This window comes from Acidobacteriota bacterium (assembly GCA_022340665.1).
Classification (GTDB): domain Bacteria; phylum Acidobacteriota; class Thermoanaerobaculia; order Thermoanaerobaculales; family Sulfomarinibacteraceae; genus Sulfomarinibacter.
The window spans coordinates 25693-48507 of the sequence record JAJDNM010000132.1 but is presented as its reverse complement, the minus strand read 5'-3'; the positions used below and the strand labels follow the sequence as shown (position 1 = coordinate 48507).

General features: G+C 61.8%; 18 protein-coding genes. 13 read left to right on the top strand and 5 right to left on the bottom strand.

The window, feature by feature from the left end; genetic code table 11:
* Positions 1–158 precede the first annotated feature (158 nt).
* Positions 159–1286, bottom strand: coding sequence for a N(4)-(beta-N-acetylglucosaminyl)-L-asparaginase (locus tag LJE93_14725; protein MCG6950164.1), 1128 nt, complete (start codon positions 1284–1286; stop codon positions 159–161).
* A gap of 196 nt (positions 1287–1482) precedes the next feature.
* Between LJE93_14725 and LJE93_14720 the strand changes: the two genes are divergently transcribed.
* Together LJE93_14720 and LJE93_14715 are read left to right on the top strand one after the other, a co-directional pair.
* Complete coding sequence (locus LJE93_14720; protein ID MCG6950163.1) at positions 1483–2265, top strand: protein-L-isoaspartate(D-aspartate) O-methyltransferase; 783 nt, start codon at positions 1483–1485, stop codon at positions 2263–2265.
* A 240-nt stretch (positions 2266–2505) separates the two neighbouring features.
* Positions 2506–3969, top strand: coding sequence for a hypothetical protein (locus tag LJE93_14715; GenBank protein MCG6950162.1), 1464 nt, complete (start codon positions 2506–2508; stop codon positions 3967–3969).
* Positions 3970–4102: 133 nt separating this feature from the next.
* Here the strand turns inward: LJE93_14715 and LJE93_14710 are convergent, their stop codons facing one another.
* Complete coding sequence (locus LJE93_14710) at positions 4103–5086, bottom strand: 3'(2'),5'-bisphosphate nucleotidase (protein MCG6950161.1); 984 nt, start codon at positions 5084–5086, stop codon at positions 4103–4105.
* Between the two features lie 170 nt (positions 5087–5256).
* Between LJE93_14710 and LJE93_14705 the strand changes: the two genes are divergently transcribed.
* Positions 5257–5961: a hypothetical protein gene (locus LJE93_14705; protein MCG6950160.1), complete on the top strand. Its 705-nt coding sequence runs from the start codon at positions 5257–5259 to the stop codon at positions 5959–5961.
* Between the two features lie 48 nt (positions 5962–6009).
* Positions 6010–7797, top strand: a complete 1788-nt coding sequence (locus LJE93_14700) for a sulfatase (GenBank protein ID MCG6950159.1) — start codon at positions 6010–6012, stop codon at positions 7795–7797.
* Between the two features lie 4 nt (positions 7798–7801).
* On the opposite strand, the gene LJE93_14695 is transcribed toward LJE93_14700, so the two are convergent.
* Positions 7802–9163, bottom strand: coding sequence for a sulfatase (locus tag LJE93_14695; GenBank protein ID MCG6950158.1), 1362 nt, complete (start codon positions 9161–9163; stop codon positions 7802–7804).
* 49 nt (positions 9164–9212) lie between these two features.
* Positions 9213–10727 (bottom strand): sulfatase-like hydrolase/transferase, encoded by a 1515-nt coding sequence (locus LJE93_14690; GenBank protein MCG6950157.1) that lies wholly within the window; start codon positions 10725–10727, stop codon positions 9213–9215.
* 225 nt (positions 10728–10952) lie between these two features.
* Between LJE93_14690 and LJE93_14685 the strand changes: the two genes are divergently transcribed.
* The 4 genes from LJE93_14685 (at position 10953) to LJE93_14670 (ending at position 15193) form a co-directional block, all read left to right on the top strand.
* Positions 10953–11822 carry a hypothetical protein gene (locus LJE93_14685; GenBank protein ID MCG6950156.1) on the top strand — a complete coding sequence of 290 codons (870 nt, stop codon included), beginning with the start codon at positions 10953–10955 and terminating at the stop codon, positions 11820–11822.
* Positions 11822–12712, top strand: coding sequence for a DUF362 domain-containing protein (locus tag LJE93_14680; GenBank protein MCG6950155.1), 891 nt, complete (start codon positions 11822–11824; stop codon positions 12710–12712). Before LJE93_14685 ends, LJE93_14680 begins: the two co-directional genes overlap by 1 nt.
* Positions 12713–13033: 321 nt before the next feature.
* The gene (locus LJE93_14675; protein ID MCG6950154.1) at positions 13034–14509 is read left to right on the top strand and encodes a glycogen synthase; all 1476 of its coding nucleotides are present in this window, start codon (positions 13034–13036) and stop codon (positions 14507–14509) included.
* 165 nt (positions 14510–14674) lie between these two features.
* Positions 14675–15193: a hypothetical protein gene (locus tag LJE93_14670; GenBank protein MCG6950153.1), complete on the top strand. Its 519-nt coding sequence runs from the start codon at positions 14675–14677 to the stop codon at positions 15191–15193.
* A 69-nt stretch (positions 15194–15262) separates the two neighbouring features.
* On the opposite strand, the gene LJE93_14665 is transcribed toward LJE93_14670, so the two are convergent.
* Positions 15263–16312 carry an aminotransferase class I/II-fold pyridoxal phosphate-dependent enzyme gene (locus LJE93_14665; protein ID MCG6950152.1) on the bottom strand — a complete coding sequence of 350 codons (1050 nt, stop codon included), beginning with the start codon at positions 16310–16312 and terminating at the stop codon, positions 15263–15265.
* A gap of 64 nt (positions 16313–16376) precedes the next feature.
* On the opposite strand from LJE93_14665, the gene LJE93_14660 reads away from it, so the two are divergent.
* Genes LJE93_14660 through LJE93_14640 form a run of 5 tightly spaced genes read left to right on the top strand, consistent with a single transcriptional unit; the run spans position 16377 to position 22815 of the window.
* Positions 16377–17045, top strand: a complete 669-nt coding sequence (locus tag LJE93_14660) for a cytochrome c family protein (GenBank protein MCG6950151.1) — start codon at positions 16377–16379, stop codon at positions 17043–17045.
* The gene (locus LJE93_14655; GenBank protein MCG6950150.1) at positions 17042–20137 is read left to right on the top strand and encodes a TAT-variant-translocated molybdopterin oxidoreductase; all 3096 of its coding nucleotides are present in this window, start codon (positions 17042–17044) and stop codon (positions 20135–20137) included. Before LJE93_14660 ends, LJE93_14655 begins: the two co-directional genes overlap by 4 nt.
* 1 nt (position 20138) lies before the next feature.
* Positions 20139–21599 (top strand): polysulfide reductase NrfD, encoded by a 1461-nt coding sequence (gene nrfD, locus LJE93_14650; protein ID MCG6950149.1) that lies wholly within the window; start codon positions 20139–20141, stop codon positions 21597–21599.
* Positions 21599–22171: a DUF3341 domain-containing protein gene (locus tag LJE93_14645; GenBank protein MCG6950148.1), complete on the top strand. Its 573-nt coding sequence runs from the start codon at positions 21599–21601 to the stop codon at positions 22169–22171. The genes nrfD and LJE93_14645 overlap by 1 nt, the downstream gene beginning before the upstream one ends.
* Positions 22168–22815: a cytochrome c gene (locus LJE93_14640; protein MCG6950147.1), complete on the top strand. Its 648-nt coding sequence runs from the start codon at positions 22168–22170 to the stop codon at positions 22813–22815. Before LJE93_14645 ends, LJE93_14640 begins: the two co-directional genes overlap by 4 nt.

The following is a 22815-nucleotide window of genomic DNA, read 5'->3' as shown; positions in this document are numbered from 1 at the left end:
TCAGCCAAACGCCATTCGCCGGAAATGTAGAGGAGAAAAGGAGAAAAGGGGTAGGGTAGGGGGTGGGTGGCCCCTCCGCTCCTTTTCTCCTCTGTCCCTTCTCTCTGTGGCGGGGAAGCGTCCTCGCTGATCTGGGAGGCGTCCTCGAAAGAGGACAGTTACTTGGCGTCTCGTCTCCAAGGGGCTTTCGTCGGGTAGAGCGAGTCGCACGGCATCAGACGTGCTTTCTCACCTCCGCGGCAAAGTGCGTATTCGGCGCCCGCCCAGATGGCGGCGCCGGCCGCCTCTCCCGCCCGGTTGACGGCGTAGAATTTGACGTCGAAATTCGGCCGACCCTCGCCGTCGAGCAGGTACGGGACCCGGGTTGCCCGCACCAGTCGATCGAGGGCGCCAAGACAGGCGTCACTGGGCGATTGCCCCGCTCGCATCAGTTCGACGACCGTATGAGCTCCCGAGATCTGGATCACCGACTCTCCTCGGCCGGTGGAGCCGGCCGCTCCGATCTCATTGTCGACAAAGAGCCCGGCACCGATCAGTGGCGAGTCGCCGACCCTTCCCGGGATTTTGAACGCCAGACCGGATGTCGTCGTGGTGCCGCCGAGATCGCCGTTTCGATTCACGGCGCAGAGGTTGATGGTTCCAGTCGGGCGAATCTCTCCGTTCTTTTCGATGAATCGCCTGACGTCTGGATCTTCGGTCAACGCGGGCGGTGTGATCCAGTCGTCGACACCGGACATCTGGCCCTTCCAGTAGAGCCATATCTTGCGGGCACGCTCGGTAAGGAGGTTTTCCTCCGGGAATCCGAGGCTTTTGGCGAAACCAGCGGCGCCTTGACCGACCAGAAGCACCCGGGTTGTGCGGCGCATGATTTCGAAGGCAACCTGGGCGGGATGCATGTATCCCTCGAGGGCCGCCACTGCGCCGGCTCTCATCGTCGGTCCGTCCATACAGCAGGCATCGAGTTGGACGACACCCTCGGAGTTTGGCAATCCGCCGTAACCGACGCTGGTGTCCTCGGGGTCGGCCTCGACGACAGACACGCCTTTCACGGCGGCTTCAACCGGTGAGACTCCGGCCTGCATGCGCTCGACCGCGAGACGCACAGCCTCGACACCGTTCTTTGAGGCCACCGCGACCGGCTCAATCCCAGATTCGCTCGCTCGTGCCGGGAATGCCGTTGCGGCCGAAATCGCCGCTGCTGCAGCCGTGCCGACCGCGATCGCCTCGCGCCGGGTGAAATCGTTCTCGGTGGGTTCGGAACTGCTCGTGCAATTGTCTTTTCTCATGATGGACATGGTGGCTGCAGCGTGGCGGCATGTCAAGGAGGTGAGAATCGATGCTCGCTCGACAGTCCGATAAACGACCGGGGAGCCGTGGGCTGGATTCAGAGCCGTATCTCGGCATGAGAGTTGCAAACAACGTTGCCGTAGTGATGATGGTGAATCGTACCCGGCTGGATTACCATGAAATGGAGTTGGGAGGATGACCCGACGAAAGGTGGAGATCCGGATGGGACGTTGCGGTCACGTGAGTCGTTTGTTCCTGGCGACCGCTGTCTCGCTGGTGATGGTGTCGGTGGGAGCGTGTAATTCCCGCGCCAGGCAGGTCGACAAGCCTGAGGAACCGGATTGGACCATGCAGCGCGAAAACATGGTGAGCCAGCAAATCGAGGCTCGCGGTGTCAAGGATCCGCTGGTGCTCGAGAGCATGCGGGCGGTACCGCGCCATCTCTTCGTGCCGGAAAACTACCGCGACGCCGCGTATCAGGATTCTCCGTTGCCAATCGGAGACTCGCAGACGATTTCTCAACCCTACATCGTCGCTCTGATGTCCGAACTGCTCGAGACCGGCGAGGGAGACAAGGTGTTGGAGATCGGCACCGGCTCCGGTTACCAGGCGGCTGTTCTCGCACAGATGGGCGTCGCGGTTCGTTCCATCGAAATTCGAGCGCGTCTGTGTGAACGTGCTGCGCAGACACTGACCGAGCTCGGTTTCGATTCAGTTGAAGTCCGTTGCGGAGACGGATACGGAGGTTGGCCCGATGAGGCTCCCTTCGACGGCATCATCGTGACCGCAGCGCCGGAAAGGGTGCCGGATCCGCTGCTTGAGCAGCTCGCAGTGGGTGCGAAAATGGTGATACCGGTTGGCGATTTCTACCAGGAACTGAGGGTCATCACCAGAACTCCCGATGGCTTCGACGAACGGTCTGTGATCCCGGTTCGATTCGTTCCCATGACCGGCGAGGTCGAACGTCAAGGCTCTTGACCGCTTTTCCACCGACCCTTCCGATTCTCGACCGACCCTTCCGATACTCGAGGCTTGATCCTCGATACTCGATCCAACCGCTTACGCTATGACTATTCAAAGGTGGATTTTGCCGATCTATTGAATCGAGGATTGAGCATCGAGCCTCCAGCATCGAGCATCGAGCGTCCAGGTTTGAGAGACGGTCAAAATTCAGAATCCAAAAAGTTGTTCTATATTGAGCGCCTCGAAGGAGGACCGATGTGCGGCATCGTTGGCGTCATCAGCAATAACGGAAGAACTGTTGTGGGCGACCTCGGCAACGGTGCGCACTTTCTCCAACATCGCGGGCCGGCCTATGCGGGCCTCTTCGTGTTCGACCCGGTGCGTCGGAGAGTATCCATCGAAAAGGGAGAGGGCCTCGCCGACGACATCTTCAAACCCCTGGCCCACCTTCGGGGCGACCTCGGAATTGCCCATACCCGGTACAAGACCTTCGGCGGTGGAGGGACCGACAACGCGCAGCCCTTCTTCGACCCGATGGTGGCGATCGCCTTGGCTCACAACGGTCATATCACGAACGTGCCGCAGATCGAGGACGAGCTGAGAAATCGCTCGCAGACCCTGGCCGCCGACTGCGACGGCGAGGCGCTGCTCCGCGTATTCAGTTTGTGGCTGGAACATCATCGAGGTCTGGATCCCACTGCTGGCGAAAAGGAACTCTTTTTCCGCACCGTCGAGGAGTGCCAGAAGCGGGTCACTGGTGCGTATTCAACCGTGATGGCGACCAAGCACGGTCTGTGCGCCTTTCGCGATCCGCACGGGTTCCGGCCGATGGTGCTCGGGCGCCGGCGACGCAACGGGCGCGAGGCCGTGATGATCGCCTCCGAGACTCTTGCATTGGAGCAGAACGGGTTCGAGGTCGAAGAGCACGTGCCGCACGGTGCGGCGTTGTTCATCGATCGTGATCTCGAAATCGAAGAGCGCATCGTCGTTCAGCGCGATCCACGCCCGTGCGCCTTCGAGCTGATCTACTTTGCCGACGTCGAGTCAAAAATGATGGGCGACAACATCCGTTCGTTCCGCTGGCGGGCGGGCCGGACGCTCGCCATGTATCTGCTCGACGAACAGCCGGACCTCGTGCGAGAGATCGACCTTGTGGTCCCGATTCCGCATTCGCCGATTCCGGGCGCGGAGGCCTTCGCGAGGAAGCTCGAAAAGGAGCTCGACAGCACGGCCCTGCAGTATGCGACTCCGGTATCGAAATATCGCTATGGCGGTCGCATCTTCATGGAGGAGACTCAAGAGGCGCGGGATGAGGCCGCGATGCTCGATTTCCGGGTTGACGCCAAAGCGGTGGAGGGGCGCACGATTTTTCTGGTCGACGACAGCATCGTTCGCGGCACCAACGCGACCCGGATCGTTCGAGCCTTCCGTGCCGCTGGAGCGAAAAAGGTCTATTTTGGTACCCTTTGGCCAATGGTGATCGATTCCTGTTTTCAGGGCATCAATACCCCGACCCAGAACGAGCTCATTGGCGCACGGTTCAACGGTGACGTCGAAGAGGTGCGGGTGGAGCTCGGAGTGGACGCGCTCTACTACATGCCCGAGGAGACCTTTGTCGAACATGTGATCAAATCCGCGCCGGCGTGTATGGCCTGCACCAACGGCAAGCGGGCGGTCAAGTTCGAGCACTCGGGATCGGTCCTGCCGCCCAGCGGCTGATACTCGATCCGCGATTCTCGTTTCTCGATACTCGACGTATTCGCCGATCTCTTGGCAATTCGGCGATAGGGTTGTCGTGATTCGTCAAATCGAGCATCGAGAGACGAGTATCGATTTTGGGGCGGGCGTTGCGTCAATTCAGGCCGAGCTCAGCACGACAGGCGGCCAGGACCTGATCGTGAATTGCTCCGTTCGTGCAGACGATGCCCTGCCCGTTGCCGAGCAGCCGACCCTTGGAGAAATCCAGAGAGTGCCCCTGAAGATCGGTCACGCGTCCCCCGGCTTCCTCGACAACCAGCGAACCGGCCGCGTGGTCCCAGACCTTCTCCCGGTAGGTGGCATCGCGAGGCAGACGAAGGTAGATCGACGCGTCGCCACGGGCGACCACCGCGTACTTGCACTGGCTGTCAATGCGATAGGAAGGGGCCGAGATCCCGAGACTGCTGGCGATCCTGCCTTGAACCGAATGGGCCGCGTGAGCGGCCTCCACCGACTCGCAGAGAACTGCCTCGGCTGGGTTCGAGATGTCGTCAGTCTGAATTGCATGCCACTCGCTGGCGTCGATCGACCGAGCGATCGTTCCTTCTCCGATCCTCGCACTGAAAAGGTACCCCGTGGCGGATTCGGCGTTGGCTGAGGAAGCCGGCAGATTGGGACACCCGAGGACGCCGACCACGACGCGACCGGCATCCACCAGGGCCAGGGCGATCGCATACTGATCACCGCGGAGGAAGCCTTTGGTGCCGTCGATCGGGTCCAGGACCCAGTACCGTCCACTCTCTCCGGCGTGATCGCCGCGGTCGAGTGCCTCGACCATCGATTCGCGCGTGATATCAGGGATGTGGATTTTAATTTGTTCGTGCACCCTCGAGGCCATGTTGGGGGAGTTGTCGAAGGCATCGGAGCTTTCCTCGGCCAGCAAGGGATCTCCGGGGAATGCGTCCATCAGCCGACGGCTGACGACGACCTGGGTTGCGAGATCCGCCAGCGTGACCGGCGAGCGATCACTCTTGGTAACGGAATCGCTGGCGGCGGCGATTTGATCCTGGACCCGACGAGCGAGACTGCAGACCTCGGCGACGATATCGGAAGCCACCTGTTGTTCGTGTTCGTACATGGGCGGAGAGTGTAGCAGGAGAATGAATGAGGAATTCGGAATCAGGAATTCGGAATTGCCTGCCATCCGCCTCGACGGTTTCAGTATGAAACAAGAAACTCGAAAACCGAAATTCGCAATCCGGGGTCTTTCACACCGTGGTACCTTGCTGGGGATTTCCGGGAGGATTGGTGGCGGAACAGAGTGCTGAAGGTCGGGATTCGATATTCGATTGGCGCGTTTTCGCCGATGCGACCTGCGCTGGCCTCTCGATGCTGATCCCCGTGCCGTTGGTCGACATTTTCTTCGAGAGGATTTTCCGACGGAGGATCCCCGGAACGATCGGGCGCGTGAGAGAGAGGCCTATCCCGCCCGAGGTCCGCGCCGAGTTGGGTCGTCCGGTCGAGGCACCGTCGTCGTTCCTGTCCGGCTGCCTGTGGCTGCCGATCAAGGTCGGCAAGTACATACTCACGCGCTTGTGGCGCAAGATCATCTACATTTTTACCGTCCAGGATGCAGCGGTCGCGCTCGCCGAGTACTGGCATCGTGCCTATCTGATCGATCACATGACCCGTGGCGGCCATCTGTCCCCCGAGGCCGACACCGATCTCGCTATCGACGTCTTCAATCGGGTTTTGCAGGAGATCGATCCGAGCCCACTCTTCACCCTCGCCCAGCGGACCGTAGACAGCGCGACGCACGTTTTTCGTCTTTTGTTGCGTGCGCGAAAGCTGGGTGCAGCTGAGGTGATGAGATCGTTTGATGGCCTGCTCGATTCTCAGTGGGACATGGCCGAGGCCAGGTTCTGGGAGACCGCCATTCTGTACAACGAGATGTATGCGGCGGAGCTGGTCGCTCGAGAAAAAGCTGGCATTGAATCTGGAGCGAGGAATTAGGATCTTGCACTCGTAACTCACAGGCGTCGTCGGGTACCATGGCTCGCCATGAGGCGGTGTCATCTTCGACGTTGCACGAGAACCTTTACATTGTGCTGTGCTTTGATCGCCGCCCTCGGGTGTGGGGACCATGAACCCGGCCCGACGGAACAACGAGTTCTCGATTTGATCGGCGAGCGGCGCCTGGCGTCGTCAGCTGGAGTGCTGAGCGCCGACGAGGTCGTCGCCGCTGATGAGACATGGGTCGCGGTCGCTCTGAGTCCCGGTCAGAGGGTGCACACGAGATTGACTCTGGGCCACGACGCGAGCCTGACCCTCGGTGGATTCCTTCAGTGCGGGGAGAATCGAGAGGGCGGCACGGAGGGGATTCTTCGCGTCGGCTTGCACGAGGGCCGCGGTGGCAAGAGTCATTTCGAGGTCGACCTCGGTGCGGCAGGAGGCTGGTGGACCCGCAAGGTGGCCCTCGATGCGGGTGGCGGCCAGGAGGCGAGCCTGTGGCTCGAACCGGAGATCGACGAGGGTTGCTCCCTTTTTCTGCGCGAGGCCACGGTCATACATCAGGTGCCCGTGGCGGAAGGTGCGGCCGCGCCGACACAGATTCTGTTGATCTCGGTTGACACCCTGCGGGGGGACGCCGTCGGGTCTCTGGGAGGGGCCGTGCAGACGCCCTCTCTCGATCGGTTCGTCTCCGAGGCCGAGGCCTGGTCGAGACACTACGCCGCTGCCAGCTGGACCAAACCGTCCCATGCCTCGATGTTGACCGGCTTCTACCCGGAAACCCACCGCGCCATCAACCTCGAACAGGCGATGGATCCCGGCATTCCGACGCTCGCCGGGCGGCTTAGAAGTACAGGGCTCACCACCGCTGCGCTGGTCTTCGACTGCACCTGGCTGAGCCCGCGGTGGGGCTTCGACAAGGGATTCGACAGCTATCGGGTGACCCGCTGGCGGGCGGGCCGCCAGGCGCGGATGGCGGGCGAATGGGTCCTCGATCATCGCGACGAGAATTTCTTCTTCTTTCTCCACACCTTCGAGCCGCATTCGGACTTTGCCATCCTTCCCTACGAAGCGCCGGGTCTGAACAGAATGAGCATCGCCCAACGGTTCAGTGTCCGCGGATTCGGGTGCCGCGATGGGCTCTGCGCCTCGCAGTTCGTCAATGGCCTCCACCACGGTGATGTGGCGCTCGAGGAACAGGACGCCGAGATCCTGCGCTACACCTATGACGAAGGTGTCCGCTATCTCGACGGCGCTTTGGGACAGCTCTTTGACACATTGCGGGCGAGCGGAGTGTGGGAGCAGATGCTGGTCGTGGTGACCTCGGACCACGGTGAGGCATTCGGCGAGCGAGGGGAGTTCGGCCACAACACGGTGCACGAGGAAGTGGTACGCGTCCCCCTGATCATCAAATGGCCGTACGGCGCGGGACGAGGCGAGATTCACACCGACCTGCGCTCCGCGATCGACGTCGCACCGACGCTGCTCGAATATGCAGGGTTGTCTGCCGACGGGCTTCCCGGCCAGGACCTCCGTGCACCACGGCAGGAGGAGGCGGTCTTCACGGGGACGCTGGTCAAAGCCGTCATCATCGGTGATCTCAAGGGAATCTTCGATCGCAAATCGCCTCCGCGGATTTACGACCTGGCGACTGACCCGGGCGAGGAGAACCAACTCGGTGGGGGAGATGCTGTGCGCGAGCTCCGCGGTTTGTTGCGCAGGCATCATCAGGCCTCGAGCGACCTGTACCGGCGTTTCGGCTCGCAGGGGGAAGCCAACCAGGTTGACCTCAGTGAGGCAGAGCGGGAGCGCCTGCGCGCATTCGGTTACGTCGAGTGAAACCTCACTCGAGATAACCGAGGGCGCGAAGCTCCTCCTCCTTGTTTCGTGCACCGGCAGCGTGTTCGTCGATGCGAAAACGCTGGCCCGTATTCGCGAGCCAGTTGTTGAGCTCGAGAGACAGAGATTCTGTTGCTGAGTGGGAGGGATTGAAGAGGTCGCGCTGCTCGAAGGGGTCCGCCATGACATCAAACAGGGTCAGACGATCATTCGCGATATCGAATATCAGATGGAATCGACCGTCATCGACGCTTCGATACCGACCGACATCCGCAAAGGCGAATCGGTGCGTGGTCTCCCGGCCCTCGATCAATGGGCGGAGGCTGGATCCCTCGAAGCCGTATTCTTGCGTGTCGATGCCGAGGTAATCGAGCAGGGTCGGTACGATGTCGATGTTGCCGACTGCTGCGTCAATGCGCCGGCCGTTTTCGAGGCCCGGTACGCGGAGGATCAGTGGCACATGGGTCACGGTGTCCCATACGCCCCGGCAGTGCTTGATATGACCGTGTTCGAGAAATTCCTCGCCGTGGTCTGACACCAACACGATGAGAGTTCGTTCGAGCAGGTCGCGCGCTTCGAGACTTTCCAGCAGACGATGGAACACGCCGTCGAAGTAGCGGATCTCGTCATCGTAAAGGTCCATCAGATGATTGATCTCGAGATCGCCGATTTCGAGATCGGGTCCACCGGCGTAGAGCATTTTGCCGATTGGGTTGGGATCACCTCTCCGGATGAAATCGTACCCCTCGTAATCGCCCGCGAATCTTCGGGTGTATCGTTTCGGAGGACGGTAGGGTGAGTGCGGTTCCATGAAGTGAAGGTAAAGGAAATAGGGCTCTTCCAGAGCGTCGAGCTGGCGTTTGATCTTGCCCAAGAGACAAGCGCCGTGAAGCCATCGACATCCCTCGACGAAGGTGTCGAATCCTCGGTCGAACCCGCCGAATTGGTTGTATTCGTTCGGAGTCGCACGGACGATGTGGCTTGCAGATATCGCTACCGTGTTGTACCCGTGCGCATCGAGGATCTCGGAGATGGAGGGGATTCCCTCGGGGATGCCGAACCGGCCTTTTTCCTGAACCGTGAAGATCCCCGGATAGCGCGAGGTCAAGAGTGAATTCACCGACGGGAAGGTGCAGCTGGCCTGGGATCGCGCACGCTCGAACACCACCGCACCTTCCGAGAATCCGTCGATGAACGGTGTCGTCCTTCTGCCGAATCCGTAGGTGCTCATATGATCCGCGCGCAGGGTGTCAACCATGACGATCAACACATTCTCGGGTGGTTCGACGGTGGGATCCGCGGCCGTTTTCTCGTGACATGCGGGGGCGATGCTGGCCAGCAGGAGGAATGGAACGACCCGTCGCATCGTGGCCGGGGAGTAACCCGGACAGACTCGAAAACGAGGACGGCGATGGTCAATCGTTGACATATCCCAGGGCCTCGAGGCGCTCCAGCTCTTCAGGACCGATCTCCTCGATGGATTTGCCCCCTGGAGCGTCGCTGGGCGGCCTTCTGGAAGTCAGCATCTCGGCGAACTCCCGATATTCTTCGCGCATCCGCTCGACGATATCGGGATGGAGGCCGGCGACGTCATTCAATTCCGCCGGATCGGCGACGATGTCGAACAGACGTTCGACAGACCGGCCTTTCCCGTCGGCGCCTTTTTCCAGTCGGTATTTCCAGCGCGCATCGCGCACTATGTTGTAGTGGATCGTGCTGTAGAAGGCAGTCATCGGCGGTGTGCCGCCGCTTTCGATGAGCGGTCGCAGGCTGACGCCCTCCATCTGCCCGGCCTCGGCCGGCAGGCCGGCATAGTCGAGAATGGTCGGCGCGAAATCAACCATCCGCACGAGATCGTCGATGACCAAACCCCGACGCCCGGCATCCGGTAGCTTGAAGACCAGCGGGATCCGGATGAGTTCCTCGGCGAGGGCGGTGAGCTCGGTGTGGGCGACCTGGCCGTGATCGAGGAACTCCTCTCCATGGTCGGCGGTCAGCATCACCATCGTGTTGTCCCACAACCCCATGGCCTTGAAGCCGCCGAAGAGGATTTCAAGTTGGTCGTCAAGGAATCGGATCTCGCCCTCGTACAGGCCCAGAATGTGATCGACGAACTGGTCGCGATCGAGGCCGCGCTCCTCGGGAGACGGGTAGTCGCGAGCCACTCTCAGGGATCCCTGTTGGGTCCAGAGGAGGTGATAGAGAGACTCGTTGATCTCCAGGTCGGTGACACCGGTGTCGGTTCGATCGAAGAGCCTGGCGTACTCCTCGGGTGGAAGGTACGGGCTGTGTGGCTCCATGAAGTGGATCCAGAGAAAAACCGGCCTGTCGAAGCCGGCGTCGAGGCGCTTCAGCACCCGGTCGACGACGATCGGAGCGGGCGGGTAGTTCCCGATCAACTTGTGATTTCGCTCGGCCCTGACCTTCGTCAGATAGTCCTCGAACTGGAAGTACTCCTCGAATCCCTGCTGGAAATTGGCGGTCGTGCTGAGGTTTGGATTGGTGTGAAACCCCAGCGTCTGATAGCCGGCATCGCGGAGAATCTCCGCCAGCATCCTCAGGTGGTCGCTCAGGCCGGGACGTTCGACCTCATCTGGCGACTCGAATTCGTTGAAGCCGTTGCGGGTCTGCTTGCTCCACCTGTCCACGTTCTCAAAGCTCGGGTAGAGGCCGGTCATCAAGGACGGCATCGCCGGCGCGGTCCCGGGGAAAGAGGTCAACGCCTGTGTGAATATCACGTTCTCTCGGGCGAAGGCGTCGAGCACCGGCGAGGTCTGGTTCGGATGGCCGGCGTAGGATACGAAGTCGGCGCGCAGGGCGTCAACGGTGATCAGGACCACATTTGGGGCTGGCGGTTCGGGTTCCGGTCGGGCACAGCCAACGGCGGCTGACAGACCGGTAACGAGCAGAGCGAGAGCGGCCCGACGCATGTGCGCACGGTAGCACGGTCGACTTACGCCTCTTCCGTTTCGGATTTCGAATTTCGGATGTGCCACCCTCCCGGTCTCTGGCGGGTGTGGGCGGGAACTCAAAACTCAAAACTCAAAACTCAAAACTCAGAACTCAGAACTCAAAACTCAAAACTCAGAATTCAAAATTCCTTGCCCAGCCTCCTGTTATCATCGACCGGTGAAATCCCGGCACCGGAGGAGCACATGGCGTTGCGGCAGGCGGCCCTCGTTCCCATCCTTGTCTTCGCGATCCTGGGTTCGATGATGTCCTGTTCAGAGGCCCCAACCCAGCCCGGCGCAGGCCAGGGAGTGACGCCGAATCTACCGGACGGCGCCTCCGGGTGGCGGGCTGTCGATGGAGGCCAGGTCTACGATACCGAGTCGATCTACTCCTACATCGACGGCCACGCCGAGGTCTATATGGCCTATGGGATGCTCCGCTGCCTGTCTCGGCGTTATGAAGGCCCCGAAGGCGAGCCGGACATCGTGCTCGATCTCTTCGAGCAGGCATCTCCTGCCGATGCCTTCGGTGTCTTCACGCACGATCGAGACGGCACGGACGTGGAGGTCGGTCAGGGCGGGCGTTTTCGTTTCGGATGGCTCTCGTTTTGGAAGGGATCGTGGTTCGGCTCGGTCTATGCCGAGGGTGAGAGTGAGGCGGCCGCGAAAGCGGTGATCGAAATCGGTCGCGCGGCGGCTGATGCAATTTCAGACGTTGGGGAGGCCTCACCCCTGGTGGCCGAGCTCCCGGTTGAAGGGCTCGATCAACGCTCGGTCGTCTTTTTCCACACGCAGGAGATTTTGAATGGCGTCGTGTACCTGGGGTATGAAAACGTGCTGCAGCTCGGGCCCGATGTCGACGCGGTGCTCGGCCGGTACGAGCGTCCGGCCGGCAACGCCTGGCTGCTGGTGGCCGACTACCCGGACGAGGCGACGGCGAAGGCCGCCGAAAATGGCGCCGAGGCGGCGGGCCTTGAGACGCTCAGGAGCGCCTCGCGTTTGGCGGCCGTGCTCTCGCCGGAGCCCTCAGCCGTGGCCGACGAACTGTTGGCAGACGTGACGGGAGGTGACTGATGAGAGACACCAAGATCAGCCGCCGCGATTTTTTCGCGGTGGGGACCGCGGCAGCGGCGTCGGGACTGGTCGCGAGACCTTCGGACGCCGGCGACCGGGGAGGTAAGCCCACCAGCAGGGTTGTATTGATTCGCGATCGTGCGGTCCTCGATCAGGAGGGCCGGCCGGAATCGGAAGCTCTGCACCGGATGCTCAACCGGGGTCTGGTGGAGCTGACCGGAACCGAGGACTCCGCGTCGGCGTGGAAAAAGCTCTTCTCGCCGGAAGACGTCGTCGGCATCAAGAGCAACGTGTGGTCCCGCCTGCCCACGCCGCCAGCTCTGGAAGAGGCGATGCGAGCCGAGCTCCAAAGGGTTGGCGTTGCCCCCGGGAATATCGCGGTCGACGATCGCGCGGTCAAGTCCAACCCGGTCTTCCGCCGCGCGACGGCGTTCATCAACACCCGGCCGATGCGCACTCATAACTGGGCGGGGCTCGGCACCTGTCTCAAAAACGTCATCACCTTCACCGAACGTTACCCGGACTACCACGCTGACGCTTGCGCACCGCTCGGCTCGATATGGCTCCGCCCAGAGCTCAAGGGGAAGGTGCGTCTCAACGCCCTCGTGATGCTGACCCCGCAGTTTCACTCGACTGGACCGCACAGCTTTTCGAAGGAGTTCGTGTGGCCGTATAGAGGCCTGATTCTCGGTTTCGATCCGGTGGCGGTGGACGCTACCGGTGCGCGGGTGATCGAAGCAAAACGGAAGCTCTACTTCGGGGACGACCGCCCGATCAGCCCCCCTCCGCATCACATCCAGGTTGCGGAGACCCAGTACGGCGTCGGCGTTGCCGATCAGGAGCGCATCGAGGTGGTTCGCCTCGGTTGGACAGAGGATGCACTGATCTAGCGACCTGCCCGTCCTCCCGCCCGGTTCTGGATGTTCGATACTGGATGCTAGATCCTGGATCCGCCCACCCGCCCGATTCGGGACGCTCGTTTCTGGATACTCGATACTCGATCCGCCCGCCCACCCGGCTTCGCCCCTTGGGCTTCGCCGTGGCAAGCCCCTTGACAATTCAGCAAGACGATATATTGATTTGTTGAGTCCAGCATCCAGCATCCAGCATCCAGCATCCAGCATCCAGCATCGTACGCCCCTTAGAGTCGGCTATCATTCGGTGCGATCGTGATGGGGGTCGTGTTGGCTGATACGAAGTTCAAAATCCTCATGGTCACCAGCGAGGTCGTTCCGTTTGCCAAGGCAGGCGGGCTTGGCGACATGGTGGCGGCGCTGTCGGCGGAACTCGGACGGCAGGGACACGACGTCCGGATCCTCCTGCCGCGTTACTACTCGATCGATATCGGACGGTTGCGGCGGGTCGGCGAACCGCTGGGTGTGCCCCTTGGCGAAAAGGAAGAGTGGTGTGCCGTCTATCAGGGCCGCCTGCCGGACAGTGAAGTGCCCGTCCATCTCCTGGATCACGAGGTCCTCTACGGGCGTGATGGCATCTACGGAACCCGGGACGAACCGGGCTTTCCCGACAACCTGCGTCGCTTCGCCCTGCTCAGCCGGGGTTCCTTCCAGCTGTGCCGAGCGCTCGACTGGTATCCCGATATCATGCATGTCCACGACTGGCCCGCCGCGCTGGTTCCTGTCTGCCTTTACAACCGCGAGCTCGAGGGCGAGTTTGCCGCCACCGGATCGATGCTCACCATCCACAATCTGGGCCATCAGGGCGTATTTCCGACGGAGGAATTCGTCCACCTCCCGGTTGCGGAAGATCTCTACTCGTCCGCCGGCTTTCAATCACCCGATGGCCTCAACTTGTTGCAGGCGGGCATTCACAACGCCGACGTTTTGACGACGGTCTCGCCCACTTATGCCGAGGAGATTCAGACTCCGGAGTTCGGCTGCGGCCTCGACGGTCTCCTGCGCCGACGGAGCGCGGATCTCTTCGGTGTGCTGAATGGCATGGACTATGAGGTGTGGAATCCGGAAACGGATCTGCACATCCCGGCCAACTACTCACACGAAAACCTCGAAAGAAAGGCGATCAACAAGGAGGGGCTGCAGGAGGCAATGGGCCTCGAGATCGATCCGAAGGTGCCGTTGGTCGGCATGATCAGCAGGCTCGTAGATCAGAAGGGATTCGGCCAGTTGTGTGGTCCGACCCACGGCAGCCTGTGGTCGATCTGCAACGAACTCGATCTCCAGTTCGTGATTTTGGGAACGGGCGACAGGTGGTGCGAGGAGGAGTTGAGCATCCTGGCGAAAAAGCTCCCCAACCTGTCAGTGTCGCTCGAGTACAACGATCCACTGGCGCACCTGATCGAGGCTGGGGCGGATTTCTTCCTTATGCCGAGCGTGTACGAGCCGTGCGGTCTGACCCAGATGTACTCCCTCCGATATGGCACCTTGCCGATCGTTCGCCGTACCGGCGGTCTCGCCGATACGGTCGAGAACTATGACGAGAAAACCGGCCAAGGCACCGGTTTCGTCTTCGACGATCTCACGCCGAAGGCAATCGCCAACACGGTCGGTTGGGCTGTCTGGACCTGGTATAACCGACCGGACGACATCGACGCCATGCGGGTGCGGGCCATGCAATGTCGGTTCTCCTGGGAAGACTCTGCGGCGCGGTACGTGGAGCTCTACGGGGGTGCCGTCGATCGACGTGCCGGACGCACCCCGCGCACCTGGTGAGTCACCCAAGCGCGAAGAAAAGGGGCAGGGTAGCCCGCCCGCCCACGCATTTCGGATGTCGAATTTTCCACCCGCCTCCCGATCTGGGGATTTGCTGGCGGCCTGGTGTCCACTTCCCTTGCTTCTCCCCGGTTCGCGCCATCCGTGCGGTACACTGATCCCGACATGTCACCTCGTGCCATCAAGCTCGCTGTGGCGGCGGCGGTCGCATTGGTCATGGTGATCGCCATCCGACACTATTTCTCAGCCGGTGAGGTGGTCAAGCGCAAGATTGCAGCGACCATCGAAGCTTTCGAGGAGGAGCGGTTGCTGGGTGTGATGTCCTCGATCTCCCGCGGCTATTCGGATCCGCTGGGACTCGATTTCGAAATCCTCGGCGGGTATCTCAAACGGGCGATGGAGGACTACGACGATCTGGACGTCGACTACGTTCTCACCAGGCCGTCGGTTGCGGAAAACGAAGTCCGGGTCGGTATCGAGTTCGTCATCTGGGGGCGCGTCGAGGGCACCGGGGGCTCCGTTGTCGGCACGAGAGGCTCTGTCCTGGGCAGCGTGTCGGAGCCGTGTTCGGCTTCGCTTCTGTGGCGTAAGGAAGCTCCGGGTTGGCGCCTCGCATCAACCGTGGACCTCGACGTCCCCGAGTTCCGCGAGGAGCTCGACTCCCGCCGCCAAGGCCAGTTTTGAGTGTTGAGTTGTGAGTTGTCCCCCGCCCGCCCGGAGGGATCGCAGGGGGCGTGAGTGGGAACTCAAAACTCAAAACTGAGAACTCAAAACTCTGGAGGTGATCTCGACTGCCCGTTCGATGTCCTCGTCGCTGACGTGATAGTGGGTCACCATCCGAATGCTGTCCCCACCGAGCGGGTGGCAGAGCACACCCTCATCGGCCAGGCGGGTGGCCAGTGTCCCGGCGTCCATCGACGCGTCTTCGGCGAGTGAGAAGAAGACGATGTTGGTCTCGACCGTGTCCGGGTCGAGCACCACGCCCGGAATACCGGCGAGGCCCGCGCCGAGGTCGTGTGCACGGCGGTTGTCCTCGCCCAACATCGGCAGCACTTCGTCGAGTGCGACCAGTCCGGCTGCGGCGATGATCCCCGCCTGGCGCATGCCGCCACCGAACATCTTGCGGATCCGCCGCGCCTCTTCGATGGCATCGGCGTTACCGACGAGCAGCGATCCGACGGGAGCCCCAAGTCCCTTGGAGAGACAGAACATCACCGTGTCGCATCCGGCGCTCAACTCAGCGGCCGACATGCCGAGTGCGGCGGCCGCGTTGTGGATGCGGGCGCCGTCGAGGTGGACCGGAAGACCGTGGCTGCGGGCGACGTGAATCAGCGCCGCCATCTGGGCTGGCGGCGTGATTCGTCCGCCGGCGAGATTGTGGCTGTTTTCCAGCACCACCAGCGAGGTCGGGGTCCGATAGCCTGCCGGCGGTTGGATGGCCGCATCCAGCTGATCGGGCTCGAGGATGCCGTTGGTCGTATCGACTGGCCGTGGGAGGGCGCCGGACAGGGCAGCCATCGCTCCCATCTCGAAGTTGAAGATGTGCGAACCGGCCTCGGCGACGACCTCCGATCCCGGATGGGTGTGAAGGTGGATCGCGATTTGATTGCCCATGGTTCCGGTCGGAACGAATACCGCGGCTTCCCGGCCCATCAACCCAGCCGCCCGCTCTTCGAGACGATTGATCGTCGGGTCCTCGCGGTAGACATCGTCACCGACCTCGGCGCCGGCCATGGCTTTACGCATCGAGTCGGTGGGATGTGTTACGGTATCTGATCGCAAGTCGATCATGGCGTTGTTCATTGGGCTATTCTACTCGTTCAAATCGACTTGACTAAAGGTTGGGACGAAGTTAGGATTCATTCTCATGAATGAAGACAAGTTCAATGATATCTTCATTTTCCCAAAATGGACGTGGGTACTGCGACCCGCGGTGGCGGTTGCCGCTGTGGGAGGATTGCTGTATGCGACGGTGGTCGTTGCCTTCGGTTTTTCACCCCTCGCCACCGACGTCGGATACGAGCCCGTCCAGCCGGTGCCCTACAGCCACGCTCTGCATGTCGGTCAGCTGGGCATGGACTGTCGATACTGTCACACCGGCGTTGAACGGACTGCGAAAGCGACTATCCCTCCGAGCCAGACGTGCATGAACTGCCACAAAACGGTGCGCGCGAACTCGGAAAAACTCATTCCCGTCTTCGAGAGTTACTCGACCGGCATGCCGGTCGAGTGGGTGCGCGTTCATGACCTGCCGGATTATGTGTATTTCAACCACTCGGCTCACGTGAGCCGAGGCATCGGCTGTGTCTCCTGCCATGGCCGGATCGACACCATGGAGGTCGTCAGCCAACGGGAGCCTCTCAGCATGGGTTGGTGTCTCGATTGCCACCGCGAGCCAGAGCGCCATCTGAGACCAGTCGAGTTCGTTTTCCAGCTCGACTGGGTCCCCGAAGAAGACCAACTGGCCCTCGGCGCCAAACTCCGCGAGACCCACAACATCAACCCACCCCAGGACTGCAACACATGCCATCGATGAAACACAAGAAAAACGGCCCTACATATTGGCGGAGCCTCGATGAGCTCGCGCGCACCCCGGAGTTCCAGGAGGCGGTGGCGAGGGAGTTTCCGGGCGAGGACTGGGACCGGCTGCCCCCGGCGACGCGGCGACAATTCCTCAAGGTCATGGGTGCTTCGCTCGCCATGGCCGGGCTCACGGCCTGCCGTTGGCCGAGGGAAGAAATCGTTCCTTTCGCCCACCGTCCGGAAGGTCGCACACCCGGTGTGCCGGAACACTTCGCGACCTCCATGGAGTTGGGCGGAGTCGCGCTCGGGATGCTCGTCACCTCCTTCGACGGTCGGCCGATCAAGGCGGAAGGCAACCATCAGCACCCGGACAGTCTGGGCGCGTTGACCGCAGTCGCCCAGGCAGATGTCCTCCAGCTCTATGATCCGGATCGCAGCAGGCGGCTTCTGTTACGCAACAGCGGTCAGCAATTCGTCAAAGGGTGGAGCGACTTTGAAGAAGCGGCGGCAGAGCATTTTTCGGGCGATGGAACCGGTGTCGCGGTTCTCGCAGATACCTCGTCGTCACCGACCCGGGCGATGCTGCGCGACCGGTTCCTCGCAGTCCATCCCCAGGCGAGGTGGCACGAGTATGAGCCGCTCTCTCTGGATCACGAGAGGGAAGGCACGAGGCTGGTCTTCGGATCGGTTCTGAGAGTCCATCCGAAGCTGGACACAGCCAAGGTGGTCGCCTGCTTCGATGCAGATCCGCTCTTTGACCACCCGACGGCTCTGAGCCTGGCGCGGGACTTCGCATCGGCCCGTCATCCTGAAACGGGACTCGGTGCTCGACTATACGCTGCGGAATCCAGCTTCAGTTTGACCGGCGTTCGTGCAGACCATCGTGTGGCTGTGCCGGCTGCAGGTGTTCCGGCGCTGCTTGCCCACGTGGCCCACCTGCTGGTGGCCGAGCACCAAATCGACCTGCCCCCAGCGGCGGCTGGATACGCGGGTGCGTCGGGCGGGCCTCTCCCTGACAGGGAGCGCGGATTTGCGGCAACGCTTGCCGCAGACCTCGCTTCCCATCGGGGGTCGAGTGTCATTCTGGTCGGGCCCCGGCAGGAGCCGGCGGTGCACGCTTTTGCGGCGGTCCTCAACGAGGTGCTGGGAGCCACCGGTTCCACCGTCACCTACACGTCTGATCCGGACCCCGATCGACCCACTCATATGGCGTCGATCACCGAGCTAGCAGCCGCGATCGGCTCGGGCGCGGTGCGGACCCTGCTGATCTTGGGCGGTAACCCGGTCTACAACGCTCCCTCTGACCTTCGCTTCGGAGACCTCATGGCCAAGGTCCCGGTGTCGATCCATCTCAGCCTCTACGACGACGAGACCTCTCGGCGTTGCACGTGGCATCTGCCGCAGTCCCACGGCCTCGAGAGCTGGAGCGATGGCCGGGCATGGGACGGCACCCTGACGATGGGACAACCTCTCATTCAACCGCTCTACGACGGGAGGTCTTCGATCGAGGTCCTGGCGGCGGTTTTGGGGCTGGAGAATAAGTCCGGGTACGACCTCGTGCGGGAGACATTCCGGAACGAAAGCACTGATTCGGATTTCGACTTCGAGGGAGCCTGGCGGCGAGCGTTGCACGACGGGGTGATTGCAGGTACGGGACGGGAACCGGTGACGCCCTCCCTCGAACCTGGTCGTCTCGCGGTCGCGGTGGATCAGCTTCGGGCATTGCTCGACCATTCACCGCCGAGCTCCGATCGCACCGAGGTCGTGTTGGCCAGGGATTCGAAAATCTGGGATGGACGATTCGCCAATAACGGCTGGTTGCAGGAGCTTCCCGATGCTCTGACCAAAGTGACGTGGGACAACCCGCTCCTGATATCGCCGGCCACCGCGCGCGAGCTCGGCATTTCTGACGGCGAGGTGGTGGAAGTCGAGGCCTCCGGAACTACGATCGAAATCCCGGCCTGCGTGTTACCCGGTCAGGCATACGGAAGCGTCACGATCTCGCTCGGCTACGGTCGAACGGCGGCCGGCCAAGTGGGGGATGGGGTCGGAGTCAACGCTTACATGTTGCGGACGGCAGATTCGCCGCACGTCGTGATCGGGGCGAGGCTTCGAGGAACGGGGCGCCACTACAACCTGGCCACCACCCAGGATCATTTCGCGATCGATACCCTCGGTTTCCGCGAGCGCAATCGCCGGGTTGGCGATCTCGTGCGCGAGGCGTCGCTCGACGCCTACTTGGCCAACCCGGAGATATTCCACGAGCATGAGCACCACCCGCCGCTGGTGTCCCTCTGGAAGGACCACGAATACGAGGGTGAACAGTGGGGCATGGCAATCGATCTCAACACCTGCATCGGGTGCAACGCCTGTGTCGTCGCCTGCCAGGCGGAGAACAACATTCCGGTGGTTGGCCGTGAACAGGTCCTCAACCAGCGCGAGATGCAGTGGATCCGGATCGATCGCTACTTCAAGACGGAGCCGGGCGTCGCGCCCGAAGATGTGGACGACGCAGAGGTTGCATTCCAGCCGATGACCTGCGTCCACTGCGAAAACGCTCCCTGCGAGCAGGTCTGTCCGGTGGCTGCCACCCAGCACACGACCGATGGGCTCAACGCGATGGTCTACAACCGTTGCGTCGGGACCCGCTACTGCTCGAACAACTGCCCGTTCAAGGTCCGGCGGTTCAACTTCTTCAACTATCACAAAAACCTCGCCGACACGACGATGATGCAGTTCAACCCAGAGGTCACAGTTCGGTCGCGCGGCGTGATGGAGAAGTGCACTTTCTGCATCCAACGCATCGAAGCGGTGCGCATCGCCGCCCGCAACGACAACCGCCCGGTGACCGACGGCGAGATCGTGCCGGCGTGCGCACAGACCTGCCCGACACGTGCCATCACCTTCGGCAACCTCAACGATCCGGAGTCGGAGGTTTCAAAGCTGCGCGAGGAAAAACGCTCGTACGCGACGCTGGCCGAGCTCAACATCCGTCCGCGCGCCCATTACCTCGGCCGGCTGACCAACCGCGCCGACGGTGGCAGTGCGGATGACCACGGATCGCCGCACGGAGATGTGCAGAGTCACGGGAAGGAGGGTGCCTGAGATGAGCGCCGCCGCGGTCGATCCCGTGAGCTACCTCGACAATACCAGTGATGATCCGACCGTTCGCGCGCGGCTGGTGGTCGGTGACAACGATTTTCACTCAGTGACCGAAACGGTCTGTGGCATCATCGAGCAGCCGAAGCCTCCAAAATTCTGGTGGGCGGCATTTGCAGCGGCTTCGAGCCTCACCCTCGTCCTCTTCGCCTGTATCGGTTATCTGGTGACCACCGGCGTCGGCGTCTGGGGCCTCCAGATTCCGGTGGGGTGGGGCTATGCGATCGTCAACTTCGTATTCTGGGTCGGCATCGGCCACGCTGGAACCTTGATATCGGCTATCCTCTTTCTCCTGCGCCAGCAGTGGCGCACCAGCATCAACCGGTTCGCCGAGGCGATGACGATCTTCGCCGTCGTCTGCGCAGGCATCTTTCCCGGAATTCACGTCGGCCGCATATGGGTCGCATACTGGCTCTTCCCGATTCCCAACCAGATGTCGATGTGGCCGAACTTCCGCTCGCCGTTGCTGTGGGACGTTTTTGCCGTCGGCACCTACGCGACGGTGTCGCTGCTCTTTTGGTACATGGGGATGATCCCCGACCTGGCGACGATTCGCGATCGCGCAACCACCAAGCTTCGCTTCTACATCTACGGTGTCCTCAGCCTCGGTTGGCGCTCGTCGAACCGTCACTGGCACCGCTTCGAGTTCGCGTACCTGCTGTTGGCTTCGCTGGCGACACCACTCGTACTGTCGGTGCACTCGGTCGTGAGCTTCGATTTCGCAGTTTCGATCATGCCCGGCTGGCATACAACGATATTCCCGCCCTACTTTGTCGCCGGAGCCATCTTTTCGGGCTTCGCAATGGTCGTGAGCTTGATCGTCCCGACCCGGAAGTTCTTCGGGCTCGAAGAGATCATCACCGCCCGCCACCTCGAGAACATGGCCAAGATCATGCTCGCCACCGGGATGATGGTCGGATTCGCGTACTCGACCGAGTTCTTCATGGCGTGGTATTCGGGCAACGTCTACGAAGCGTTCACCTTCCTCAACCGGGCCTTCGGCCCGTACGCCTGGGCCTACTGGACAATGGTCACCTGCAACGTCCTGGTGCCGCAGATCTTCTGGGTGAGAAAGCTGCGCAACAACACCCTCATTCTCTGGGTGGCGTCGATTTTGATCAACGTCGGCATGTGGTTCGAGCGATTCGTCATCGTGGTGAGCTCTCTCAGCCGCGACTACGTGCCGACCAGTTGGGGCTACTATCGGCCGACCGCGATCGACGTTCTGACGTTCATCGGCAGTTTCGGTCTCTTTCTCACGCTCTTCCTGCTCTTCGTTCGTTTCCTGCCAATGGTGGGCATGGCGGAGGTCAAGGGCGTGATGCCGCAGGCCCACCTCGACCATCCGGGACACCGTGGCCACGGCGACTACCACGGCGATATCGCTGTTCGAGAGGTGGATCTGTGATGAGTGATCGGACCACACATGCCGGAGGCGGTGAGTCGAACGGACTGTACGGCTATCTCGTAGCCTTCGACAAGGTGGATGAGCTGCTGAGGGGCGCACGGATCGTGCGTGATGCCGGCTACACCCGCTGGGACACCCACAGCCCATTCGTGCTCCACCGCCTCGACGCGGCGATGGGCGTCAAGAAGACGATCCTCCCGTACATCGTGTTTCTGGGGGGCCTCACCGGGGCGGCGGCGGGAATCCTCCTCCAATGGTGGACCAACGCCGTCGACTACCCGTTTTTGATCAGTGGCAAGCCGCTCTTCAGCCTTCCGGCCAACATTCCGATAGCATTCGAGACGACAATTCTGTTCGCGGCTTTGAGCGCCCTCGTCGGCATGCTCGCCCTCAACGGACTGCCTCAGCTCTCACATCCCCTGTTCACAAACCGCTCATTCAAGCGGGCGACCGACGACACATTCTTCATTTCCATCGAGGCGAAAGACCCCCTGTTCGACCGTGTCGAGACGCGCCGCCTGTTAGAAGAGATCTCGGGACGAGCGGTGGAAGAAATCGAGGACCTACCATGAACCTTCCACGCTGGCTCCTGTTCGCGGTGGTGATTCTGGTGGTCCTGTCGTGGGTGCCGCTCGCGTTGATCATGCGGGCCCGGGTCACCTCCTCGCCCGATCCGAGGATCCACGTCATTCCGGACATGGACAATCAACCGAAGTTCAAGCCGCAGGCGCGCAATCCGATGTTTGCCGATCGCCGCGCCATGCGCCCACCGGTAGCCGGCACCGTGCCTCGCGGTGCGACGATCGATTCGCCGGCCCTGACGACCGGCAAGGATGGTGGGGACTGGCTCGAGGTGAGCCCCATCAAGGTCGATCTCGCGCTCGTCCGCCGTGGCCGGCAGCGCTACGACATCTACTGCTCGCCGTGCCACGGCCTTGCGGGCTTCGGCGACGGGATGGTGGCCAAACGGGCCGACGAACTTCTGGAAGGAACCTGGACGCCGCCGTCCTCCTTCCACACCGATCTGGTGCGAGGTCGGCCGGCCGGCCACCTCTTCAACACGATATCCAACGGAATCCGCAACATGCCGGCCTACGGCCCGCAGATCCCGGTTGAGGATCGCTGGGCGATCGTTGCCTACGTGAGGGCCTTGCAGCGGAGTCAGAATGCAACCGTCGACGACGTCCCGCCCGATCTGCGGGCGCGACTGCGATAG